Source organism: Mesorhizobium sp. M0830 (assembly GCF_040319965.1).
In the GTDB taxonomy this organism is placed as follows: domain Bacteria; phylum Pseudomonadota; class Alphaproteobacteria; order Rhizobiales; family Rhizobiaceae; genus Mesorhizobium.
Genome location: NZ_JAMYOR010000007.1, coordinates 1 through 20,380 on the forward strand (window position 1 = coordinate 1; position 20,380 = coordinate 20,380).

The following is a 20,380-nucleotide window of genomic DNA, read 5'->3' on the forward strand; positions in this document are numbered from 1 at the left end:
TTCCACCCCCAAGTCGCCTGAACCACCACCACAGCGGTCCAGGCAGCGCCAGTCACGGCGCTACGCGCCATGCCTGGCGCACCAACAAAAAGCCCGGCGCGAGGCCGGGCTTGATATCAGGAATTTCAGATGGATCAGGCGAGGCTGCCATTGATCCAGTGCGACAGCGCGGTCTTGGGCGCCGCGCCGACCTTCATGTCGGCCACTTCGCCGCCCTTGAAGATCATCAGCGTCGGGATCGAGCGCACGCCGAACTGCGCGGCAAGCTCGGGATTCTCGTCGATGTTCAGCTTGGCAATCTTAATCTTGGCGCCAAGTTCGCTGGCGATATCCTCAAGCGCCGGCGCGATCATCTTGCAGGGACCGCACCATTCCGCCCAGAAATCGACGACGACCGGTACGCTGGCGTTAAGCACATCGGCCTGGAAATTGCTCTTGTCGACCTTGACGGTGGTCATGCGGAAATCCTTTCGAAATTTTTCGTCGCACCAAATGTGGTGGTGATCGCGCCCTTCTTCAAGCAGGTGTTGTGTCACGCTCCCGTGAGTCGAGCAAGGGCGTCATCCATGGCGCTCGCCGGCAGCCCGATCAGCCGCGGCGCCTCGGTGAACAGCAAGGCCGCCTGGACCGCGCGACCGGGATAAAGCGGCTGCAGCAGGGCACGATAGAGCGCCAGCTGCAGGACATAGGCCGGCGGGACCTCGGCCAGAGAGGCGGGTGCCGGCCGGTTGGTCTTGTAGTCGACGATCGAGACCGCGTCCGGCGTCACCGCCAGCCGGTCGATCTTGCCGGAAATCGAGCGCTTTTTGCCCTTGACCTCCAGGCTGCCCATGATCGCGACTTCGGCACGCGACGACGGCGCAAACAGCTGACTGAAGCGGGGATCCGCAAGGATCGAAGTGACCGAAGCCAAGGCTTTCTCCCGCTCTGACGGAGGCCAGCCGGCGCCGGTTCGTGCGAGGTAGCGTTCCGCTGCTCCCGCGCGTTCGGGCTCGGCAATACCGGGCAGCATCTGCAGCAGCTTGTGCAGGGCAAGCCCACGCAGCACGGCAAAACCTGGCTCCGCATCGGCATCGATAACCGGCGACGCCTTGTCGATCACGGCTTCCTTGCCTTCGTCGATCAGCGCCGCGGCGCCGGATGGCGACAGGGGACGCGGCAAGTCCTCGAACGGCGGCAAGGGCCGGAACAGGCCCGACGGCAAAGGCTCGAAAGCGTCGGCCTGCCGTGCCTGCTCGCTGGATACCAGTGCGACCGGCGGCAGCTTCGTGACATGGAAACGATGCGCCGGCTCGCCGCCGGCGGGATGCGGATGCTGCTGGCTCTCCGGAGCGCCGACCAGTGCGCGGCTGACGATCGAGTGCCAGGTGCCGGCGTTCGGCGCCCGCTTGCCGTGATAGCCGCAGACGATCAGCCGGTCCTCGGCACGGGTCATGCCGACATAGAGCAGCCGGCGGTATTCGTCGTCGGCAAGTTCTCGTGCCCGCGCTGCCGCTGCTTTGGAAAAGCCGTTGGCGACGTCGCTGGCCGAGCGCCAGAGATAGCCCTTGCCATCCCAGGTGGCGCCGGAGCCATCAAAGGGCATCAGGCGCGGCAGATGCTGGTCGCTGAACGGGGCGGAGCCGCCATCGACCAGGAACACCACCGGCGCTTCCAGGCCCTTGGCTGCGTGTACGGTCATGACCCGGACCTCGTCGCGGGTCTGGTCCATCTCGCGCTTGATCTCGGGACCGGCGTTTTCCAGTGTCGACAGGAAGGCTTCCAACCCAGGCAGGCCGGTCCGCTCCTCGGCAAGGCAGAAACTCAGGAACTCGTCGAGAATGTCGCCGGCTTCAGGCCCGAGCCGCGCGATCATTTTTTTGCGCACGCCATCGCGCGCCAGCAGCCCGGCATAGAACTCGAAGACCGGCTTGAACGCGGCCTCATTTGTCCAGATGTCCAGTTGCGCGACGATCTTTGTCAGTCGCTCGCTTTCGCCGGCAAGCTGGCGCAGCGATGCGATCAACGACAACCCAGCCGACCTCTGCGCAGCGAGCGTGAACAATTCCTCCTCGGGCAAATCGAAGATCGGACTGCGCAGCACGGCGGCGAGCGACAGGTCGTCTTGCGGCTGGATCAGGAAATGGCCGAGCGCGATCAGGTCCTTGACCGCTATATGACCGGGCAAGCTCAGCCGGTCGGCGCCGGCGACCGGAATGTCGCGGCGTTTCAAGGCGCGAGTCAGCGCATGGACGAAGCGGTCGCGCTTGCGCACCAGCACCAGCACGTCGCCAGGCCGCAGCCGCTTGCCGCGGCCTTCGATGATCTCACTGGTGCCGATCCAGCCCGCAATGGTGGCGGCGACGTTCTCGGCCACGCGAACCGCCGGTGCATGCGCATGGTCGATGGCTTGCGTCCAATCGTCGGGCTCGTCGACGACGTCGGCGCCGACCGACGGCCACACCTCGACATATCCCGGCGCATCGGTGCGGATCGCCTTGTGGCTCAGCGGATCGGGATCGTGGCTGATGCCGCGCCGCACGAGGGGATCGGCGAAGACGCGGTCAACGGCGGCCAGAACATCGTCGGTCGAGCGGAATGACCAGGTCAGCTTCAGATCGGCGAAGGACGCCTCGGCGTCGCGCACCCTGCCGGCAAACAACAGCCGGCTGTCGGCGAAGGAATCCGGCGCCGCACCCTGGAACGAATAAATCGACTGCTTCTCGTCACCGACTGCGAAGACGGTGCGTTGGACCTTGTCGCGGGCGCCGAAGCCGGCAAAGAACTCTTCCGCCAGCCGCTTCACAACCTCCCATTGATCCGGGCTGGTATCCTGCGCCTCGTCGAGCAGGATGTGGTCGATTCCCTGGTCGAGCTTGTATTGCACCCAGGGGCCGGCATCGGGCCGCGCCAGAAGATTGACGGTGCGGGTGATCAGGTCGTTGAAATCGAGAAAGCCGCGGCTGCGCTTCAGCACTTCATAGCGGGCGATCAGCCAGTCGGCGATGGTCAGCGCGGCAACCGTGCCTTCCAGCATCCGGAACAGGGCCAGCCGATCGACGGTTTCAACGATCGTGCTGGCTGCTGAGAGATAGCGCTCCGCCAGATCCGGCAGTCGGTCGACCAGCGCCTTCTTGAAGGCGTTTGCCGGGTCGTAGGCGTCGCCATCGGTCTTGAGGAAGGCTCTTGCGAGCAATTGCAGGCGGCGAATGGGATCGCTCTCGGCGAACGCCTGGCGCGCATAGGGCAGGATGTTGTTCAGCACCGTCCTGGCATCGGCGGCATCGGCGGCCTGGGCAAAGCCGGCAAAATAATCGGGCAGGAAGCCCGGCAACGGCCAGACCGATGCCGCTATTCCTTCGGCGGTCTGACCGCGGCGGAAATGGAATTCGTCGAACAATGCCTGGAAGCGCGTGCCGTCGCGCCCGACTGCGTCGATGAAATCGCGCAAGCCGTCGCGCTTGCGCACGATCTCGCCTAGCAAGGCATCGAGCCCGGCCTCACCGCCACGATCGAGGATGGTGGCAAAGGCCTCGGCCAGATCCCTGTCGCCGGCGGCAGTGCCGGAAATCATGTCGCGGCGCGCCGCGGCAAACAGCGAAGCCTCCATCTGGCCATCGAGCATCTCGAAATGGGCCGGGATGTTGGCCTCCAGAGGGAACTGGTGCAGCACGGATTCGCAGAAGGCGTGAATGGTCTGGATCTTCAGGCCGCCGGGCGTTTCCAGCGCCTCGGCGAAAAGGCGCCGCGCCCGGCGCATGGTCTCTGGATCCGGCCGCCGGCCTTCCAGCGCCTCGACCTTTGCCGCCAGGTCCGCGTCACCGAGTGTGGTCCATTCCGACAGTGTCGAGAACACCCGGTTCGACATGTTGGCGGCGGCGGCGCGCGTGTAGGTCAGGCACAGTATCTTCGACGGATCGGTGCCGCGCAGCAGCAGCCGGATGACGCGCTGGGCCAACACATGGGTCTTGCCGGAGCCGGCGTTCGCCGACACCCAGGCGGAATTCTGAGGGTCGGCGGCGCGGGCCTGGCTGGTCGCGGTGTCGCTCGGGATGGGATAGGCCTTTTTCATGCCTCCCCTCCCTCGTCACCGGCGTCGCCGCCGGCCGACCATTCCAGCACGCGGGCAAGATGGTCGTAATCGCCATCGGTCTCGCCCTCGCGAAACGGCAGCGCGCGCGACAGGTAACCGGTCGCCGGGTCGGCATAGTGGATCAACAGCTTTTCCAGCCGCGCCCAGGCCTCTTCGGCAAGATCGGCTGCGGTGCGCGGTTGGCGGTTGTGTTCGAGGATCGATTCCTCGAACACCTCGCCATTCGGCTTCAACCTGATGAAGGCCAGTTGCGACGGTTCACGCGCGCCCAAATCCTTGAAGGCGCCGCGCCTGAGCAGAGCGCCCTCCAGCGCCAGTTGCGGCGCCAGCAGCGTGTGCGCCTGCGCCTTGGACGGCGAGGAGCCGGTCTTGTAGTCCAATATGTCGGCCATGCCGCCAGCCAGCAGGTCGACACGGTCGGCATAGCCGGACAGCGTCACGCCGGACTGGCCAACGACGGTCTTTCCGGCGCGCTCCTCGGCATGCCGCCGGATCACCGCGCCGGCGCGCGTGCGCTCCCACTCGATGATGTTGGCGGCAAGCTTTTCGAAACGCGGCCACCACACCGCTTCGACATCGGCTGGAAGGGCTGCATCGGCAAAACAGGCACGGCCGGCTGATATGAGGCCGGCGAGCGCATCGGGAGCACGTGGATCGGCGACGCGTGCCGCGAACAGGTGCAGGATGGCATGGAACAGCGTGCCGCGCTCGGCCGCACCGGGGTCGCGGATGACCGGATCGAGCGGCACCAGGCCGAGGATTCGTCTTGCGTAGACGGCATAGGGATCACGGCGCAGTGTCTCGATCTCGGTGACCGAGAAATGGCCAGGGCGCACTGACAAGGGCGGCCTCGGCTGCGGCCGCGGCGCGAAATCCTGTCTTGGACCGGAGTCGAGCGCGCGCGCCCAGGTGAGCAGTTCGTCACCACGGCGGCGCAGCGCTGCCGCCTGGTCGTTGCCGATGAAGGTGAGCAGGCGCTGCAACCAGCGCGACGGCACCGCCGGTGCATCGCCGGCACGCGCCGAGCGGGCCAGCAGCACCTTCTTCGCGCCCATGGCCATCTGGAAATCATGCGCGGCAAGGCCGATGCGCCGTTCCGGCGGTTCGAGATCGATGCCGGTCTTCATCAGCCGCGACATGAAGCGGTCGCTCTCGGGCTTGCGCGGCCATACGCCCTCGTTGAGCCCGCCGATGACCAGCGTGTCGACAGTCTGCAAGCGTGCTTCCAGCGCGCCCCAGATGGCGATGTTCCTGTCGGTGCCTTGCGCCGGTTTTACCGTTTCAGGCGCGACCAGCGCCGCCATCACGTCGGGCCATTCGTTCGCCGCGAACGACAAGGGCGCGGAAGCCGCGATCAGTCCGCGCAGCAGTTCGGCAAGCTTTTCGCCGGCGTCACCGGCATAGAGTTCGGCAAGGCCCCCATCTGCGGTGCGCCCGAGATTTTCGAGGGCGACGGCGCTGGCTGTGACCAATGCGGCAAGTTCGGCGTTATCCTGGCTCCGGAAAGCAGCAAGTGGCGCGAGCGCTTGTGTGAGGCGGTCGAGCAAATTCCGTGCGCTTTCGATGGAACGCACGGTCAGCCGCGACAACCAGAAGGGTGGCCGGCTCCCGCTGCCGAGGCCGGTGAGGCGAGCCTCGAACAATTCCGGAAGCGAAACGATGTCGGGGCGGCCGGTGCCGCCGCGCAGCGCCACCAGTTCGACCAGCTCCGCCGCACCGCGCACATCAGCCCGTTCGAGGCCAAGGCCAAGCAGCGGATGCTTGAGCAGCGACAGCAGTGCGACGGGATCGCCTGGCCGGAACACCGCCTCGAGCGCCAGCCTGAGCAGGCTGGCCGCCGGGGTGTTGGCGAGCGGTGTGCCACCGGAATCGTCGGCAACAACTCCGAAGCGCTGGAGCTCGACCGAAACGCGCCGCGCCAGCGCACGGTCGCCGGTGACGAGAGCGGCCTTTTGGCCTGATACTTCGACCGCGCGCTTGAGCGCGACGGCAATGGCCACGGCTTCATCGCGTTCGCTGGCTGCTTCGAGCAAGGTCACGCCGGCGAATGCCCCGGCGATATCGGACGCCGAAAAGCCATTGCGCGTCTCGGCCCACAATTCGGTGGTCTCGGCCGGCCGCAGGGCTTCGCCGACAAGGGCGGCGCGAAGCGCGAGCCGTGGCTCGGCCGCGTCGATCTCCTCGACATCGCCGCGCAACACTCCGATCTTGCCGATCAGCCTGGCCAGACCGTATTGCGGATGGCCAAGCACGGCCGGACGGGCGCCAGGCGCTGCAATTGCCTGAAAGGATGCTTCGTCCAGCGTGCGGTCAAGACCGGGCAGCACGATGGCGCCGCCGGGCAAGCGGGCAATCGCCGCAAGCAGTTCGGCGGTGGCCGGAATGGAGCCGGTCGAGCCCGCGGCGATGACCGGTCCAGCGGGCGGATTGCCCTGCAGCCGCGCCGCCTCGGCGCGGATCAGCGCGCTGCGATGCGCGGCCGGATTGGAGCGATCGCTCTCGGCAAGGAATTTCGGCCAGGCGTCGGTGACGATGCCTAGGAATTCGAGCGTCACCTGCCACCATCCGGCAAGGTTGCCACTCACCAGGTCGGTGAGCTTGGCCCAGTCCGTGCCTTCGGTCTCGATCTCGTCCATCAGCCTTGCCAGATCGCGCGCCAGCCAGATCGCATCGGCGGTGGAAGCCGGGATGAGTATCTCCTCGGCGAAAAGAGCGGCGACATGCGCCGGCAGCCGGCGTTTCCAGGCGCGCACCAGTGGCGTCAGCAGCAACAGGCGCTCAGTCGCGGCTATCGGCGGCGCGAGATGGATCGCCGCCGCTGCCTCGGTCTCGAACGCGGCCTCATCCTCGTCGAACTCGCCGAGTGGCCGGATGACCGGCAGGATCGCCGAACCGCCGCCACCGCGTGCCGCCAGGCTGTCGACGAAGACACCCCGCAGCGCGCGCGCTGCCCGGCGCGTCGGCACATAGATGGTGACATCGGCCAGAGCGAGCGGGTCGCCGTCGAAGCGAAAGCCAGGAACAAGGCGGCCGGCAAGCAGCGCTTCGGCAAGCGTCGGTAGAAACGGCGCTCCGGGCGGGATCGAGAAAACGCGGCTTGAGCCGCTCATTGCGACTCGATTAGCGCGCCGGCGACCGCCGCTTCGGCAAGCGGAATGGCATCGGGCGTGCCGACGGTGATCCACTGGCCGTGCATCGGCATGCCGAACAGCCGCCCGGCGGCGATGCTCGAATCGAAATAGGCGTTGAGCGAGTGCGGCCCGGCCGCTGCTTGCCCGAACAGGCGCGGATGGACGATCGCCGCCCCAGCATAGATCAGGCCCGCCGGATCGCCTTTCGAGCGCCGCAAGGCACCATCCGGCGCCACCAGGAAATCGGTGCTGCCGCAGTGTCCGGTCGCCTGATGGAGATCCGCCAGCATCAGCAGAATATCCATTTTCGCCGCGTCCCATGCAAGGGCGAGGCGATCGAGATTGAGGGGACCGTCGTCGATCCAGAAGGTGTCGGCGTTGAGGATGTAGAAGGGCTGCTCACCCAATTCCGGCAACGCCTTGACGATGCCGCCGGCGGAATCGAGAAGTCTTTCGCTCTCATCGGAAATGACGACCTGTGGCGCGTGGCGCGTGGCGACATGGGCGACGATCTGTTCGGGAAAATAATGGACGTTGACCACGGCCTTGCCGACACCGGCGGCGGCCAGGCTGTCGAGGCTCCAGTCGAGCAGCGTCTTGCCGGCGATCCTGACCAGCGGCTTGGGAATGGTGTCGGTGATCGGCCGCATGCGTTTGCCGAGCCCGGCGGCAAGTACGATGGCAGTGTCCGGTTTTGCTGTCACAGCGCTCGCTCCTCCAGCAAACCGTTGGCGTTGTAGAAATCGCGCATGCTTGCCAGCGCCGGATGAGACAAGGCCCGGCGCAGATAATCGCGAATGCGCGGCAGATGTTTTAGATAATAGGGCTTGCCGTCGCGCTTTTCGAGCCGGACGAAGATGCCGAGGATCTTGGAGTTCCGCTGCGCCGCCATGATGGCGTAGGATTCCAGGAAACTTGCTTCGTCGAAAGCGCCGGCTGCGTGGCGCGCCGCGATATAGGCATCGAGCGTCTCTCTCTCGATCTCGGGCGACATCGTGACGCGCGCGTCCATGGCGAGCGAGGCGACGTCATAGGCGGACGGGCCGATCAGCGCATCCTGGAAATCGACAATGCCCAGCCGGTCATGCCCGAAACGATCGCCGCGCCAGATGATGTTGGGCGAATGGAAGTCGCGCAGCATCAGCGTGACTTCGCGGCCGTGCAGACGATCGAGAAGCGCATTCCACTCCCTGTGGTAGCCGGCGCGCAAGCTGTCGCTTGCCGGGCTGCCCGATAGCGCCGGCACGTACCAATCGACCAGCAGATCGACTTCGATCATCATGGCATCACGGTCGAAAGGCGGCACGTCGTGGAAGCCGCTGTGCCCTGTTTCCAGGCGCTGCGGCCAGGCCCTGCCATGCATCATGGCCAGCAGCTCGGCCGCCGCCGCGCAGCGCTCGGCCACTGGCTGGCCATCGCTGCCGAGAAATGCTTCAGAACCAAGATGTTCGAGCAGCAGGAATCCCTGCTCCTGGTCCTCGGCATGGATTTCCGGAACGCTGACGCCGCCGGCCCTCAAGGCGCGGTCGATGGCGACGAAGGCGGAGACCGACTGGGCGGTATGAGCGATCTCGGCATAGGCTCTGCCGTCGCGCACAGGTGGGCCGAGCACCAGCCGGGGCGAGTTCATCAGCACTCGCGGCTTCCGGTCCGGCAGCGAAACGATTTCGTAGGAGCGGGCCGAAGCATCGCCAATAAAATGGCGGCGCTGCGCTTGCCCCCAGCCGGCGTTCACGAGAAAGTCGCGCATGGCCAGCGATCGTGCCGCCCGATCGAAGGCAGCGCCCTGCCCCGACAATCTCGCCAACCGGCCGTCGCCATGCTGGACGAGTTCGATCAGGACCGCGGTTTTCGGCAGATAGTCTTCCGCACGTTCCGGCCATTCGACCAAAGCGGCGCCTTGGGACAGGGCTTCGTCGAAGCCGAGCTCATCGATCTCGGCCGCCGAGGACAGGCGGTAGAGATCGAAATGATGGACCGGGATGCGCGTGTCGTAGCTCTGCACCAGCGTGAAGGTCGGGCTCGGAACATCGAGACCGGCATCGTCGGCCAAGGTCCTGATCAAGGCCCGCGCCAACGTCGACTTGCCGGCGCCGAGATCGCCCTTGAGGGCAAGCACATCACCCGGGCGCAGCGACAGGGCAAGATCTTCGCCCAGCCGTGCTGTCTGTGTCTCGTCGGCGAGCAAACGCTCCAGCACCAATCCCGTCATCGAGCGTGCTACTCGGCCGCGGCACGGATGCCCGGCATATCGGGAAAGGTGCAGATGACGGTCGTGCCCTTGTCCTTGCCGGTTTCGATGCGAACGCTGCCGCCATGCAGCTCGACAAAGCTCTTGACGATCGACAGGCCGAGACCGGCACCGCGCCGGCGGCCGCCATTGGCGCGCGGCTCGAAGCGGCGAAACACCGAATCGAGCAGGTCCGGCGGCATGCCGGGACCGTCGTCATGAACCGAGAATTCCACCCCGTCCGCCAGATTGCGGCAAGTGAGCCGGATGGTGCTGGCTTCCGGCGCGTAGTTGGCGGCGTTGCTAAGCAGATTGTAGAGGATCTGGCGGACGCGGATTTCGTCGCCGTGGAACGTCTTCGGCGCAGCGGTGGCGTCGACCTCAAGCCTGATCGAATGCTCTTCCAGCCGGTCGGCGACCAGTTCGGCCGCGGCCGCAATGGTGCGATCGACGTGCACCTCGGAAATGTCGAGCTGCATGATGCCGGCGTCCACCGTCGCCAGATCGAGGATGTCGTTGACGATGGTGAGCAGCACCGAGGACGACGAGCTGACATGCTCGACGTATTCGCGCTGTTTCTGCGTCAGCGGACCGGTCGTGGGCTGCGACAGCAGTTCAGTGAAGCCGATGATGTTGGTCAGCGGTGAGCGCAGTTCATAGGAGACGTGCTGGACGAATTCGTTCTTGAGCTGGTCGGATTTCTGCAGCGCCTCGTTCTTGTCCTTCAGCGCCCTTTCGACATGAACGCTGTCGGTAACGTCGACGAAGGTCATCATCACCTGCCCGTTGGGTAACGGGATCATGGCGTAGCTCAGCACATTGCCGTTGTTGAGTTCGGCCTGGCCGTGGCGGTCGCGGCGCTCGTCGTCGAAGCCGGTGATGGCGGCGACGAAGCCTGGCCAGGGACTGTCCGCCGCCCGCCGGTCGCAAAGGTCGCGGATCGTGGAGACGTGGACATTTGGCTTGGCCGCTTCGCCGCTCAAACCCCAGAGTGTGGCAAAGGCGGGATTCGACAGCCGAAGCCTGCCGTCGGGGCCGAACACCGCCACGCCTTCGGCAAGATTGTCGAGCGTCTCGCCCTGGACCCGCACCGCTGTCTGGTAGCGGCTTTCGAGGTCCATCTTCTCGGTCAGGTTCTCGAACACCCAGGTCACGCCACCCTTGGGCTGCGGGTTGGCAACGACGCGGATGGTCTTGCCGTCCGGCAGATGCCACCAATGCTCCTGCGATTCCACGGCACGATAGGCGCCGAGCAGACCTTCCTTCCAGCGGCGCCATTCCGGTTGCTCGGCGATCTTGCCCTCGCTGCGCAGCCGGTCGAGCAGCAGCGCATTGTCGGGAGCGCTGTGCAGGAAACCACTGTCGAGGCCCCATAGCTTCTGAAAGGCCTGATTGAAGAACCGCAGCTTCTCGTCGGTGTCGAAAATGGCGACCGCCGTATTGAGCTGATCGAGCGTGTCGGCGTGGCTCCTGACGGTCCGCTCGTATTCGCCGCGAACCGTCTCGATGGCGCTGGTGTCGCAAGCAAGCCCGGCCGAGCCATCGCTGCCGGCGAAATCGGTGACTGCAAACACACGGCGATCACCTTCGATCACGGTGGAAAGCGACTGTTCGAAGACCGGATGTGTCTTGTGCTGGGCTGCAATCGCATCGCGTGCCTGGCCGCCGAGGAACTCCTTTGCCTCCCGAACCGCGGTTTCGGCATTTTCGGATTCGACCGCATCGGCATAGGCCCGGTTGACCCACTTCAGCCGCCCATCCGCGCTGCGAAGCCAGGCCGGCATGTTCAGCGCGTCGAGCAGGCCGATCATCGTATCATGGTCGGCGGCCAGCCGCTGGTTCTCGATCTTCAGCCTGGCCTGGCTGCGCTGCGTCTCCGAAAGCGAGATAAAACGCACGAGCACATGCGCCGCGCTCTTGCGGCCATGCACTTCGAGCGGAGCGCCGGCCTGCGATTCGATGACGAGGTCGAAGGGTTTGGCCTTTTCGCGCAATCCCGCAACGGCATGTTCAAGTGCTGCCGCCGAACGCGGCATCAGCCAGCGGCCGAAAGCGAGGAAAGCGGCCCGGTCCTCCGGAGCGCCGGTTTCGACGGGCAATGTGCCGATGAGTTCGGGCTTCTTGTTCTCCGCGGCCCAGACGACCACGCGCTGGTCGCGCAGATTGAGCAGCGCCTCCGAGCGGCGGAGCGCCGCGTTGATGTCGGCGAGGCGGCTCCTGAGCTCGACATTTTCCGCCGAGGTGCGGGCTCTTTCGCGGATGAGAACGATGGCCGAGAGAAGGGCAGCGCCCGTCACCCCGACAAACACGGCAAGCTGCATCACCTCGACGGCGCTCATCGACAATCCGGCGACGGCGGAACCAGCGGTCTCGGCATGCGCGACAGCACCTGCCAAAGGGCCGGCAAGCACGGAGGTGGCAAGGAAGATCGACGCACGGACGCGCCAGGACAGGCCCCCGCTTTGCAAGGCGGAGCCAGTGATCCTCGAATCGTCATGGCCGCCGGAAACGGCCCGTCCCGCTCTGTGCGGGTGTTGCCCCGGCATGTCTTGGTCCTCTCCGCCGCCTGAATGCAAGACCGCCCTGATGCACACCTCTCTTGAACCCCTCTCGGGCTGGAAGCGTCGCGAATCAGCTGACAATAAACCCTCGCCGAATCGTCGTGAAGGCGATTGCGCGCAAAAAATAAAGCCGGGCGAAAAGTCAATCGCCCGGCCTCAATATCTGGTAGCAATTTTAGATTTGGTTAATAGCGGTAGTGTTCCGGCTTGAACGGACCCTGCGGCGTGACGCCGATATAGGCCGCCTGCTCACCGGACAATTCGGTGAGGCGGGCGCCAAGCTTGTCGAGATGCAGGCGCGCGACCTTTTCATCGAGATGCTTGGGCAGGACATAGACCTGGTTCTCGTACTGGCCGGGCTTGGTGTACAGCTCGATCTGGGCCAGCACCTGGTTGGTGAAGGATGCCGACATGACAAAGCTCGGGTGGCCAGTGGCGTTACCGAGATTGAGCAGGCGGCCTTCGGACAGAAGGATCATCCGCTTGCCGTCCGGGAAGGTGATCATGTCCACCTGCGGCTTGACGTTGGTCCATTTCAGGTTGCGCAGCGCGGCCACCTGGATCTCGTTGTCGAAGTGACCGATGTTGCCGACGATCACCATGTCCTTCATCGAGCGCATGTGGTCGAGGGTGACGACATCCTTGTTGCCGGTGGTGGTGATGACGATGTCGGCGGTGGGTGCCGCGTCTTCCAGCGTGACGACTTCAAAACCATCCATCGCCGCCTGCAGGGCGCAGATCGGATCGACCTCGGTGACCTTGACACGGGCGCCGGCGCCCTTGAGCGAGGCCGACGAGCCCTTGCCGACGTCGCCGTAGCCGCAGACGACGGCGACCTTGCCGGCCATCATCGTGTCGGTGCCGCGACGGATGCCGTCGACGAGCGATTCCTTGCAGCCGTATTTGTTGTCGAATTTCGACTTGGTGACCGAGTCGTTAACGTTGATGGCGGGAAAGGGCAGCAGGCCCTTCTTCTGCAGCTGGTAAAGCCGGTTGACGCCGGTCGTCGTCTCTTCGGTGACGCCGCGGATCGCCGCCTTCTGCTTGGTGAAGAAGCCGGGCGACGCCTTCAGGCGCTTCTTGACCTGCGCGTAGAAATATTCCTCTTCCTCGCTCTGCGGGTTGGACAATACGTCCTCGCCGGCCTCGGCGCGGGCGCCGATCAGGATGTACATGGTGGCGTCGCCGCCATCATCGAGGATCATGTTGGAGAGGCCGCCGTCGGCCCACTGGAAAATCTTGTCGGTGTAGTCCCAGTACTGCTCGAGCGACTCGCCCTTGACGGCAAACACCGGGATACCGGCCTCGGCGATGGCCGCGGCCGCGTGATCCTGGGTCGAGAAGATGTTGCAGGAGGCCCAGCGGATATCGGCGCCGAGCGCCTTCAGCGTCTCGATCAGCACTGCGGTCTGGATGGTCATGTGCAGCGAGCCGGTGATGCGCGCGCCCTTGAGCGGCTGCTTGTCGCCGAATTCCTCGCGGCTGGCCATCAGGCCCGGCATCTCGGTCTCGGCGATCTCGATTTCCTTGCGGCCCCAGCCGGCAAGCGAGATGTCGGCGACCACATAGTCCTTGCTACCCGTCATGGCAGTGCTCCGAAGTTTTGTGCTGCGAATTGGTTGCGGATGCGCCCACGCCGGCAGGCGCGTTGAAGGGCGCGAATTGCCGGGTTGACTAGCAGATCGGCACCGGGACGACAATGGGATATAAAGAAATCTTTATTCGTGCATGTCTCTCGGACATGCGTGCGCGGTGTGGCGGATCAGCTTTCCTCGCCGAAGCGGGACGCCACCAGCTGCTCCAGAGCGTCGATGACCTGCCGCGCCTGCGGCCCGCTGGCGGTGACGCGGATCGAGTAGCCGGGGCTTGCCGCCAGCATCATCAGGCCCATGATCGAGGTGCCGCCGACCTGGACGCCGTCCTTCTCGACATGCACCGAGGCGTCGAAACCGCTGGCCAGCTGGACGAATTTCGCCGAGGCGCGGGCGTGCAGGCCGCGCTGGTTGATGATGGGGAAGTCCCTCGTGATGGTATCTTTGGTGATCTGATCTTTTTCCGGGGACAGCGCGTTCATTTGCTGCTCAGAAGCTGACTGGCGACATTGATGTATTTGCGGCCGGCCGCCTGCGCCTCGTCGAGCGCGGCGGCCATATTGTCGCCCTTGCGGATCGAGGAGAGCTTGATCAGCATCGGCAGGTTCATGCCGGCGATCACTTCGGTGCGGCCGGACTCCATCACCGAGATGGCAAGGTTGGAGGGCGTGCCGCCGAACATGTCGGTCAGCACGATGACCCCCGCCCCTGTGTCGACACGGGCAACAGCGTCGACGATATCGCGGCGACGCTGCTCCATATCGTCATCGGCGCCGATCGCCACGGTTTCGAAATTGTCTTGTGGCCCGACGACATGTTCCACGGCATGTCGAAACTCGGCGGCCAGTTGACCGTGCGTTACAAGCACGAGTCCGATCATTCTTTGGTGGCTCCCGTCATCGCCGCTTCACAGGCGCATTTTATGCTCGCCAGCCATTCCAGGCGGCGGGAGCGCTATCTTGTCGACGCACGGCCCGTTGACAAGCCCAAAATTGCGCAGGTCCATGCCATTTTGACGCATTGCAGCAAAAAAGCCGGGGCGGATCATAGAAAAGGCGCGATCGACAGCCGCGCCATCACGGCGGGCAGTGCCGTGGCGGCGTTACGCTCGGCAAGGTCGATACGCGGCACCGGGCAGCCTGCGACAGGCTCGCTGATTTCCTCCTCCTGGAAACGGGCCATCTCTGCCTTTGGCACCAGCCTCACATGCAGGTCGATCACTCCGCCCGGCTCGAACGGCAGCGGGCGCGGCAAGAACCCAGGCACTTCGGCGAGACCGGCGATGGTCGCCGGCACGCGACAGACCAGCCGCCCGGCGCGGGCTGCGGCAAGCAGCCTGTCGTCGCCGATCAGCCGCGAGAACAGTCCGCGCGCGCGGCAATGGTCCAGGAGTGTCAGCGCCAACGTCGTCTTACCGGCGCCGGACGGCCCGGTGATAAGGACGCCGCGCTCGCCGATCAGGATCGCGGTTCCGTGAATGTTTTCAGGCTGTGCAACTGGATCAGGCACGATCTTGCACGATCATGTTTTTGGATGAAGCATGATGATCTTGTCCGAAAACCGGTTTCCACTTTTCGGGATCATGCCTGTTGGATCAAGCATGATCTCTGGACGAACGGAACCGTTCGTCCGAGAAAACCGGTTTCCACTTTTCGGGATCATGCTTCGGCCGGCAGCGTCACGACGAAGCGCGCGCCCTTGATCTCGCCGGGTTTGGTGCCGGGGATGTTCTCGGCGGTCAAGGTGCCGCCATGGGCCTCGACGATCTGCCTGGATATCGACAGGCCAAGGCCTGAATTCTGGCCGAACGCCTCGCCGGCCGGCCGGTCGGTGTAGAAGCGTTCGAAGATGCGGTCGATGTTGTCGGCCCGGATGCCGGGACCATTGTCGTCGATCGTGATGATGTTGAACTTGCCGGCGCGCGCCAGCGACAGGCCGATGTGGCCATGGTCCTCGGGAACGAAGGAGCGGGCGTTCTCGATCAGGTTGGTGATGACCTGGCCGATGCGCAGGTCATGGCCGACGACGAAATAGCCTTTGACGCCCTGCGGCAGTTTGGCGACCTTGAACTCGATCTCGACCGCCTTCTTGTTGCGCGTGGCTTCACGCGAAACGACAACGAGATCGGTGATGAATTTCTTCAAGTCGACGGTCCCGGCATCTTCGCGTGCGAGCTCCGCGTCAAGACGGGAGGCATCGGAAATATCGGTGATGAGGCGGTCCAGCCGCCTGACATCGTGCTGGATCACGTCCATCAGCCGGCCGCGCGAATCGTCGTTCTTGGCCAGCGGCAAGGTTTCCACCGCGCTGCGCAGCGACGTCAGCGGGTTCTTCAATTCATGCGACACGTCGGCCGCAAAGCTTTCGATCGCCTCGATGCGGGCGTAGAGTGCGTTGGTCATGTCGCGTATCGCGATCGACAGATTGCCGATCTCGTCCTGGCGGTCGGAAAAGTCGGGGATTTCCTCACGGCTCTTGACGCCGCGCCGCACCCGCACCGCCGCCGCCGACAGCCGGCGCAGCGGATTGGCTATGGTGGAGGCGAGCAGCATCGACAGGATGGCGGTGACCAAGGCCGCGATGCCGAAGACGCGCAGGATCGCCTTGCGCTCTGCGGCGACGATCTTGTCGATATCGCCGCCTTCGGTCGACAGCATCAGAACGCCGAGAACGGCGCGGAAGCGCTGGATGGGCACCGCCACGGAAACGATCTGCTCACCCTGCTCCGAGATGCGCACGATGGTAGATGGGCTGCCGGTGAGCGCCTTGACCACTTCCGGGAAGGCGGCGCCATTGCCGCCCGGCTGCTCGTGATAGACCGGCAGCTCGGTGTTGCGGAAGAAGTCGAAGACGAATTTCTGGATGCGCTCGAGCAGATCGGGCTGTTCCTCTTCGACCGGCGGCAGGTCGTAGCGCAGGATTTGGCCGCGCGAATAGAGATGGCGTGAATCGAGCAGCAGGTTGGCGTCGCGGTCATAGATGCGGGCGCGGGTCCGGGTCGGCGAGATCAGCCTTCTCAGCACCGGCGCGACACGTTCCGGGTTGATCGGGAAGTCGAGATTATCGAGCTGGTCGGAGCCTGGTCCAAGGCTTTCGCCGGCCTGCAGCTCAAGCAGCTTTTCCGGGTCGATGCTGATCGAATCCGTCTCGACCGTCGCCGACGCCGCGATCGCGCCGGCGATGATCTCGCCCTGCGTCATCAGGCTTTCGACGCGGGCGTCGATCAGCCCGTCGCGGAAGGTGTTGAGATAGAGGATGCCGGTCACCAGGACGGCAAGGCCGGCAAGATTGAGGAAAAGGATACGCCGCGTCAGGCTGGAAAAGATATGATGGCCGAGGAAGCGGCGCATCGGCACCGTGATCTTCGACACGAAGGACGGCATGATCCGCGACGGCCGCCTCGAGGCGCCCGCCGGTCTGCTTCGCTGTGCCTCGACTGCCATCGAATAGCAGCTCCCGCCTAGTCTCTACTTAGATGCATGTCGTCATCCCAAAACCGGCACCACTTTTGGGCGACATGCACTCACGCCTCGCGGAACCGGTATCCGACTCCGTAAAGGGTCTCGATCATCTCGAAGTCGTCGTCGACGGCCTTGAATTTCTTGCGCAGCCGCTTGATGTGGCTGTCGATGGTGCGGTCGTCGACATAGACCTGTTCATCATAGGCCGAATCCATCAGCGCATCACGGCTTTTTACGACACCGGGACGCTGCGCCAGCGAATGCAGGATCAGGAACTCGGTGACGGTGAGCGTCACCGGCTCGCCCTTCCAGGTGCAGGTATGGCGCTCCTGGTCCATGACGAGCTGACCGCGTTCGAGCGAGCGGGCCTGCTGGCTGGGTGTCTTGGCGGCGGCCTCGCGGGCACTGGCACGGCGCAGCACGGCGCGCACCCGCTCGACCAGCAGACGCTGCGAGAACGGTTTGCGGATGAAATCGTCGGCGCCCATCTTGAGGCCGAACAATTCATCGATTTCGTCGTCCTTTGAGGTCAGGAAGATCACCGGGAGGTCGGACTTCTGGCGCATCCGGCGCAGCAGTTCCATGCCGTCCATGCGCGGCATCTTGATGTCGAGGATGGCAAGGTTAGGCGGGCGTGCCGCCAATCCCTCCAGCGCTGACGCACCATCCGTGTAGGTCTCGACGCGATACCCCTCGGATTCGAGGGCGATCGACACCGATGTCAGAATGTTGCGGTCGTCATCGACAAGCGCGATTGTTGCCATTTCAAGCGGCTCCCTCATGAGCTGTCCCTTCTTTCGTAGAGAAGGGGCTTTTGCAGGACAAATTAGGTACAAAATGTGGCATAGGCCTTGCCCGCTGTCACGCGCGGCATGCCGGCGGCCACAATCCTACCTCGATATGGATTGGACGAACGTACATCGCCAATCCTTTGGGCAACCGCCGAACTTTTTGCACATATAAACGATTTAAACAACTTTCAAAATTTTTAAATCGATTAATGATTTGATATCATTCGCCTTTTCTGTTTCTGAGCATTTCAGTCCGCGGTGCGGGCTTGTCGGAAACACGCCGGCAAAGATGCGGCAATCCAAGAAGGGACACCCATGTCGGAAGTCGGCAAACGCAATCCTGCCTGCGCTATCGATCATATCGGCCTGAAAACCACCGGCGTGGTGCGCTATAATTTCGGTGCGGCAGCCCTTTATGAGGAATCGATCCGACGCGGCGAAGCCAGGCTGACCGCGCACGGCGCGCTGCTCGCCGAGACCGGCCAGCACACCGGCCGCTCGCCCAAGGATAAATTCGTCGTCCGCGACGGCGCCACCGAGCCGCACATCTGGTGGGACAACAACAAGGCGATCTCGCCGGCCCAGTTCGACGCGTTGCTTGCCGATTTCCAGGCGCACGCCGCCGACAAGGATATTTACGTCCAGGATCTGGTTGGCGGCGCCGATGAAGAGCTGAAGCTGCCCACCAGGGTCATCACCGAGTTTGCATGGCACTCGCTGTTCATCCGCAATCTGCTCATCCGGCCGAATGCCGCCGAGCTCGAGCATTTCGTACCGGACATGACCATCATCGACCTGCCGTCCTTCCGTGCCGATCCAGCCCGCCACGGCAGCCGTACCGAAACGGTGATCGCCGTCGACCTCACGCGCAAGATCGTGCTGATCGGCGGCACCTCCTATGCCGGCGAGATGAAGAAGTCGGTGTTCACCATGCTCAACTATCTGCTGCCGGCGAAAGGCGTGATGCCGATGCATTGCTCTGCCAATGAGGGCGCGGCCGGCGATGCAGCCATCTTCTTCGGCCTGTCGGGCACCGGCAAGACGACGCTCTCGGCCGATCCCTCGCGCACGCTGATCGGCGACGACGAGCATGGCTGGGGGCCGCATGGCATCTTCAATTTCGAAGGCGGCTGCTACGCCAAGACGATCAAGCTGTCGTCGGAAGCCGAGCCGGAAATATTTGCCACCACGCAGCGCTTCGGCACCGTACTGGAAAATGTCGTGCTCGATGTCGATGGCGTGCCGGATTTCAACGATGGGAGGCTCACCGAAAACACGCGCTGCGCCTATCCGCTGGACTTCATCCCCAATGCCAGCAAGACGGGACGCGCCAACCATCCCAACAACATCATCATGCTGACCGCCGACGCCTTCGGCGTGATGCCGCCGATCGCGCGGCTGAGCCCGGCGCAGGCGATGTATCATTTCCTCTCCGGTTACACCGCCAAGGTGGCCGGCACCGAAAAGGGCGTGACCGAGCCCGAAGCGACGTTTTCCACCTGTTTCGGCGCGCCGTTCATGCCGCGCCATCCGTCGGAATACGGCAACCTGCTGCGCGAGCTGATCGCCCGCCATGGCGCCGATTGCTGGCTGGTCAACACCGGCTGGACCGGCGGCGCCTACGGTACCGGCAAGCGCATGCCGATCAAGGCGACGCGGGCCTTGCTTGCCGCCGCACTCGACGGCTCGCTGAAGACGGCCGAGTTCCGCACCGACCCTCATTTCGGTTTCGAGGTGCCGGTGGCGGTTCGCGGCGTCGACAGCGCCATTCTCGACCCGCGCTCGACCTGGGCTGACAAGGCCGGCTATGACCTGCAGGCGGCAAGACTGGTCGGCATGTTCGCCGTCAACTTCGAGAAATTCGAACGCCATGTCGACGCCGTGGTGCTGGGCGCCGCGCCGCACATGCAGGAAGCGGCGGAGTAATCACGCCATCGGGCTAAGCCGTCGTTGAAGGGCCCGGTCTCGATCGGGCCTTTTCTTTTTTGATCCGCCGCGCCATGACTGCGGCATGGCGAGCGACGACAACATCATCATTGCCGACGAAGCGGTGATCTACCCGGGCGACCTGCACGAGGACTTCATCCGTTCGTCCGGTCCGGGCGGCCAGAACGTCAACAAGGTGGCGACGGCGGTGCAGCTGCGCTTCGATGCGGCCAACGCAACGGGCCTGTCGGAGCGCGTGCGCGAGCGCACGATCAAGCTTGCCGGCCAGCGTGCCACCAAGGACGGCGTCATCGTCATCGAGGCAGGCCGCTTCCGCACCCAGGAACAGAACCGGGCGGACGCACGGGCACGGCTCACGGCGCTGGTGGCCAAGGCCGCCGAACCGCCGCCGCCGCCGCGCAAGAAGACGCGGCCGTCGAAGGGTGCGGTGGAGCGGCGGCTGAAGAGCAAGGCCGGACGCGGCACGATCAAGAAACTGCGCGGCCGGGTGGAGAACGATTAAGCACTACACACCCAATGGCGAGCACACAAAACAACTTCCAATTTCGAACCGCAAATGACATGAGCGGCGACTTTCGGGTCGCCGTTTTCATTT

At 64.3% G+C, this 20,380-nt stretch carries 14 protein-coding genes; 2 read left to right on the top strand and 12 right to left on the bottom strand.

Annotated features, from left to right (window positions below; translation table 11 throughout):
- Positions 1-134: 134 nt before the first annotated feature.
- From trxA to NKI20_RS06510, 12 genes are all read right to left on the bottom strand, one after another.
- Positions 135-458, bottom strand: a complete 324-nt coding sequence (gene trxA / locus NKI20_RS06455) for a thioredoxin (RefSeq protein WP_352603141.1) — start codon at positions 456-458, stop codon at positions 135-137.
- 74 nt (positions 459-532) lie between these two features.
- A complete protein-coding gene (addA, locus tag NKI20_RS06460; protein ID WP_352829208.1) occupies positions 533-4,051 on the bottom strand; it encodes a double-strand break repair helicase AddA in 3,519 nt (1,172 codons plus the stop codon).
- Positions 4,048-7,182, bottom strand: coding sequence for a double-strand break repair protein AddB (addB, locus tag NKI20_RS06465; protein WP_352829209.1), 3,135 nt, complete (start codon positions 7,180-7,182; stop codon positions 4,048-4,050). Before addB ends, addA begins: the two co-directional genes overlap by 4 nt.
- Positions 7,179-7,907 carry a nucleotidyltransferase family protein gene (locus NKI20_RS06470; RefSeq protein WP_352829211.1) on the bottom strand — a complete coding sequence of 243 codons (729 nt, stop codon included), beginning with the start codon at positions 7,905-7,907 and terminating at the stop codon, positions 7,179-7,181. The genes addB and NKI20_RS06470 overlap by 4 nt, the downstream gene beginning before the upstream one ends.
- Complete coding sequence (tsaE, locus tag NKI20_RS06475; RefSeq protein ID WP_352829213.1) at positions 7,904-9,415, bottom strand: tRNA (adenosine(37)-N6)-threonylcarbamoyltransferase complex ATPase subunit type 1 TsaE; 1,512 nt, start codon at positions 9,413-9,415, stop codon at positions 7,904-7,906. Before tsaE ends, NKI20_RS06470 begins: the two co-directional genes overlap by 4 nt.
- An 8-nt stretch (positions 9,416-9,423) precedes the next feature.
- Positions 9,424-11,979, bottom strand: a complete 2,556-nt coding sequence (locus tag NKI20_RS06480; RefSeq protein ID WP_352829215.1) for a sensor histidine kinase — start codon at positions 11,977-11,979, stop codon at positions 9,424-9,426.
- 200 nt (positions 11,980-12,179) lie between these two features.
- On the bottom strand, positions 12,180-13,580 hold the full coding sequence (gene ahcY, locus NKI20_RS06485; RefSeq protein ID WP_352729304.1) for an adenosylhomocysteinase: 1,401 nt from the start codon (positions 13,578-13,580) through the stop codon (positions 12,180-12,182).
- A gap of 176 nt (positions 13,581-13,756) precedes the next feature.
- Positions 13,757-14,068, bottom strand: coding sequence for an HPr family phosphocarrier protein (locus NKI20_RS06490; protein ID WP_352829218.1), 312 nt, complete (start codon positions 14,066-14,068; stop codon positions 13,757-13,759).
- Positions 14,065-14,466, bottom strand: a complete 402-nt coding sequence (locus NKI20_RS06495; protein WP_023761135.1) for a PTS sugar transporter subunit IIA — start codon at positions 14,464-14,466, stop codon at positions 14,065-14,067. The genes NKI20_RS06490 and NKI20_RS06495 overlap by 4 nt, the downstream gene beginning before the upstream one ends.
- Positions 14,467-14,630: 164 nt before the next feature.
- The gene (locus NKI20_RS06500) at positions 14,631-15,095 is read right to left on the bottom strand and encodes an HPr kinase/phosphorylase (protein ID WP_023761133.1); all 465 of its coding nucleotides are present in this window, start codon (positions 15,093-15,095) and stop codon (positions 14,631-14,633) included.
- A gap of 149 nt (positions 15,096-15,244) precedes the next feature.
- The gene (locus tag NKI20_RS06505) at positions 15,245-17,029 is read right to left on the bottom strand and encodes a sensor histidine kinase (protein WP_352829221.1); all 1,785 of its coding nucleotides are present in this window, start codon (positions 17,027-17,029) and stop codon (positions 15,245-15,247) included.
- Between the two features lie 80 nt (positions 17,030-17,109).
- Positions 17,110-17,811: a response regulator transcription factor gene (locus NKI20_RS06510; RefSeq protein WP_013528337.1), complete on the bottom strand. Its 702-nt coding sequence runs from the start codon at positions 17,809-17,811 to the stop codon at positions 17,110-17,112.
- Positions 17,812-18,153: 342 nt separating this feature from the next.
- Here NKI20_RS06510 and NKI20_RS06515 point away from each other — a divergent pair, with 342 nt between their 5' ends.
- The gene (locus NKI20_RS06515; protein ID WP_352829223.1) at positions 18,154-19,764 is read left to right on the top strand and encodes a phosphoenolpyruvate carboxykinase; all 1,611 of its coding nucleotides are present in this window, start codon (positions 18,154-18,156) and stop codon (positions 19,762-19,764) included.
- Between the two features lie 85 nt (positions 19,765-19,849).
- The gene (gene arfB, locus NKI20_RS06520; RefSeq protein ID WP_352729312.1) at positions 19,850-20,287 is read left to right on the top strand and encodes an alternative ribosome rescue aminoacyl-tRNA hydrolase ArfB; all 438 of its coding nucleotides are present in this window, start codon (positions 19,850-19,852) and stop codon (positions 20,285-20,287) included.
- The last annotated feature ends 93 nt before the right edge of the window (positions 20,288-20,380 follow it).

Coding starts and splice junctions, on each gene's coding strand:
- addB (WP_352829209.1), bottom strand. CDS start 7,182: ATGAGCGGCTCAAGCCGCGTTTTCTCGATCCCGCCCGGAGCGCCGTTT.
- NKI20_RS06490 (WP_352829218.1), bottom strand. CDS start 14,068: ATGAACGCGCTGTCCCCGGAAAAAGATCAGATCACCAAAGATACCATC.
- NKI20_RS06480 (WP_352829215.1), bottom strand. CDS start 11,979: ATGCCGGGGCAACACCCGCACAGAGCGGGACGGGCCGTTTCCGGCGGC.
- NKI20_RS06505 (WP_352829221.1), bottom strand. CDS start 17,029: ATGGCAGTCGAGGCACAGCGAAGCAGACCGGCGGGCGCCTCGAGGCGG.
- tsaE (WP_352829213.1), bottom strand. CDS start 9,415: ATGACGGGATTGGTGCTGGAGCGTTTGCTCGCCGACGAGACACAGACA.
- NKI20_RS06510 (WP_013528337.1), bottom strand. CDS start 17,811: ATGGCAACAATCGCGCTTGTCGATGACGACCGCAACATTCTGACATCG.
- trxA (WP_352603141.1), bottom strand. CDS start 458: ATGACCACCGTCAAGGTCGACAAGAGCAATTTCCAGGCCGATGTGCTT.
- addA (WP_352829208.1), bottom strand. CDS start 4,051: ATGAAAAAGGCCTATCCCATCCCGAGCGACACCGCGACCAGCCAGGCC.
- NKI20_RS06515 (WP_352829223.1), top strand. CDS start 18,154: ATGTCGGAAGTCGGCAAACGCAATCCTGCCTGCGCTATCGATCATATC.
- NKI20_RS06495 (WP_023761135.1), bottom strand. CDS start 14,466: ATGATCGGACTCGTGCTTGTAACGCACGGTCAACTGGCCGCCGAGTTT.
- arfB (WP_352729312.1), top strand. CDS start 19,850: ATGGCGAGCGACGACAACATCATCATTGCCGACGAAGCGGTGATCTAC.
- ahcY (WP_352729304.1), bottom strand. CDS start 13,580: ATGACGGGTAGCAAGGACTATGTGGTCGCCGACATCTCGCTTGCCGGC.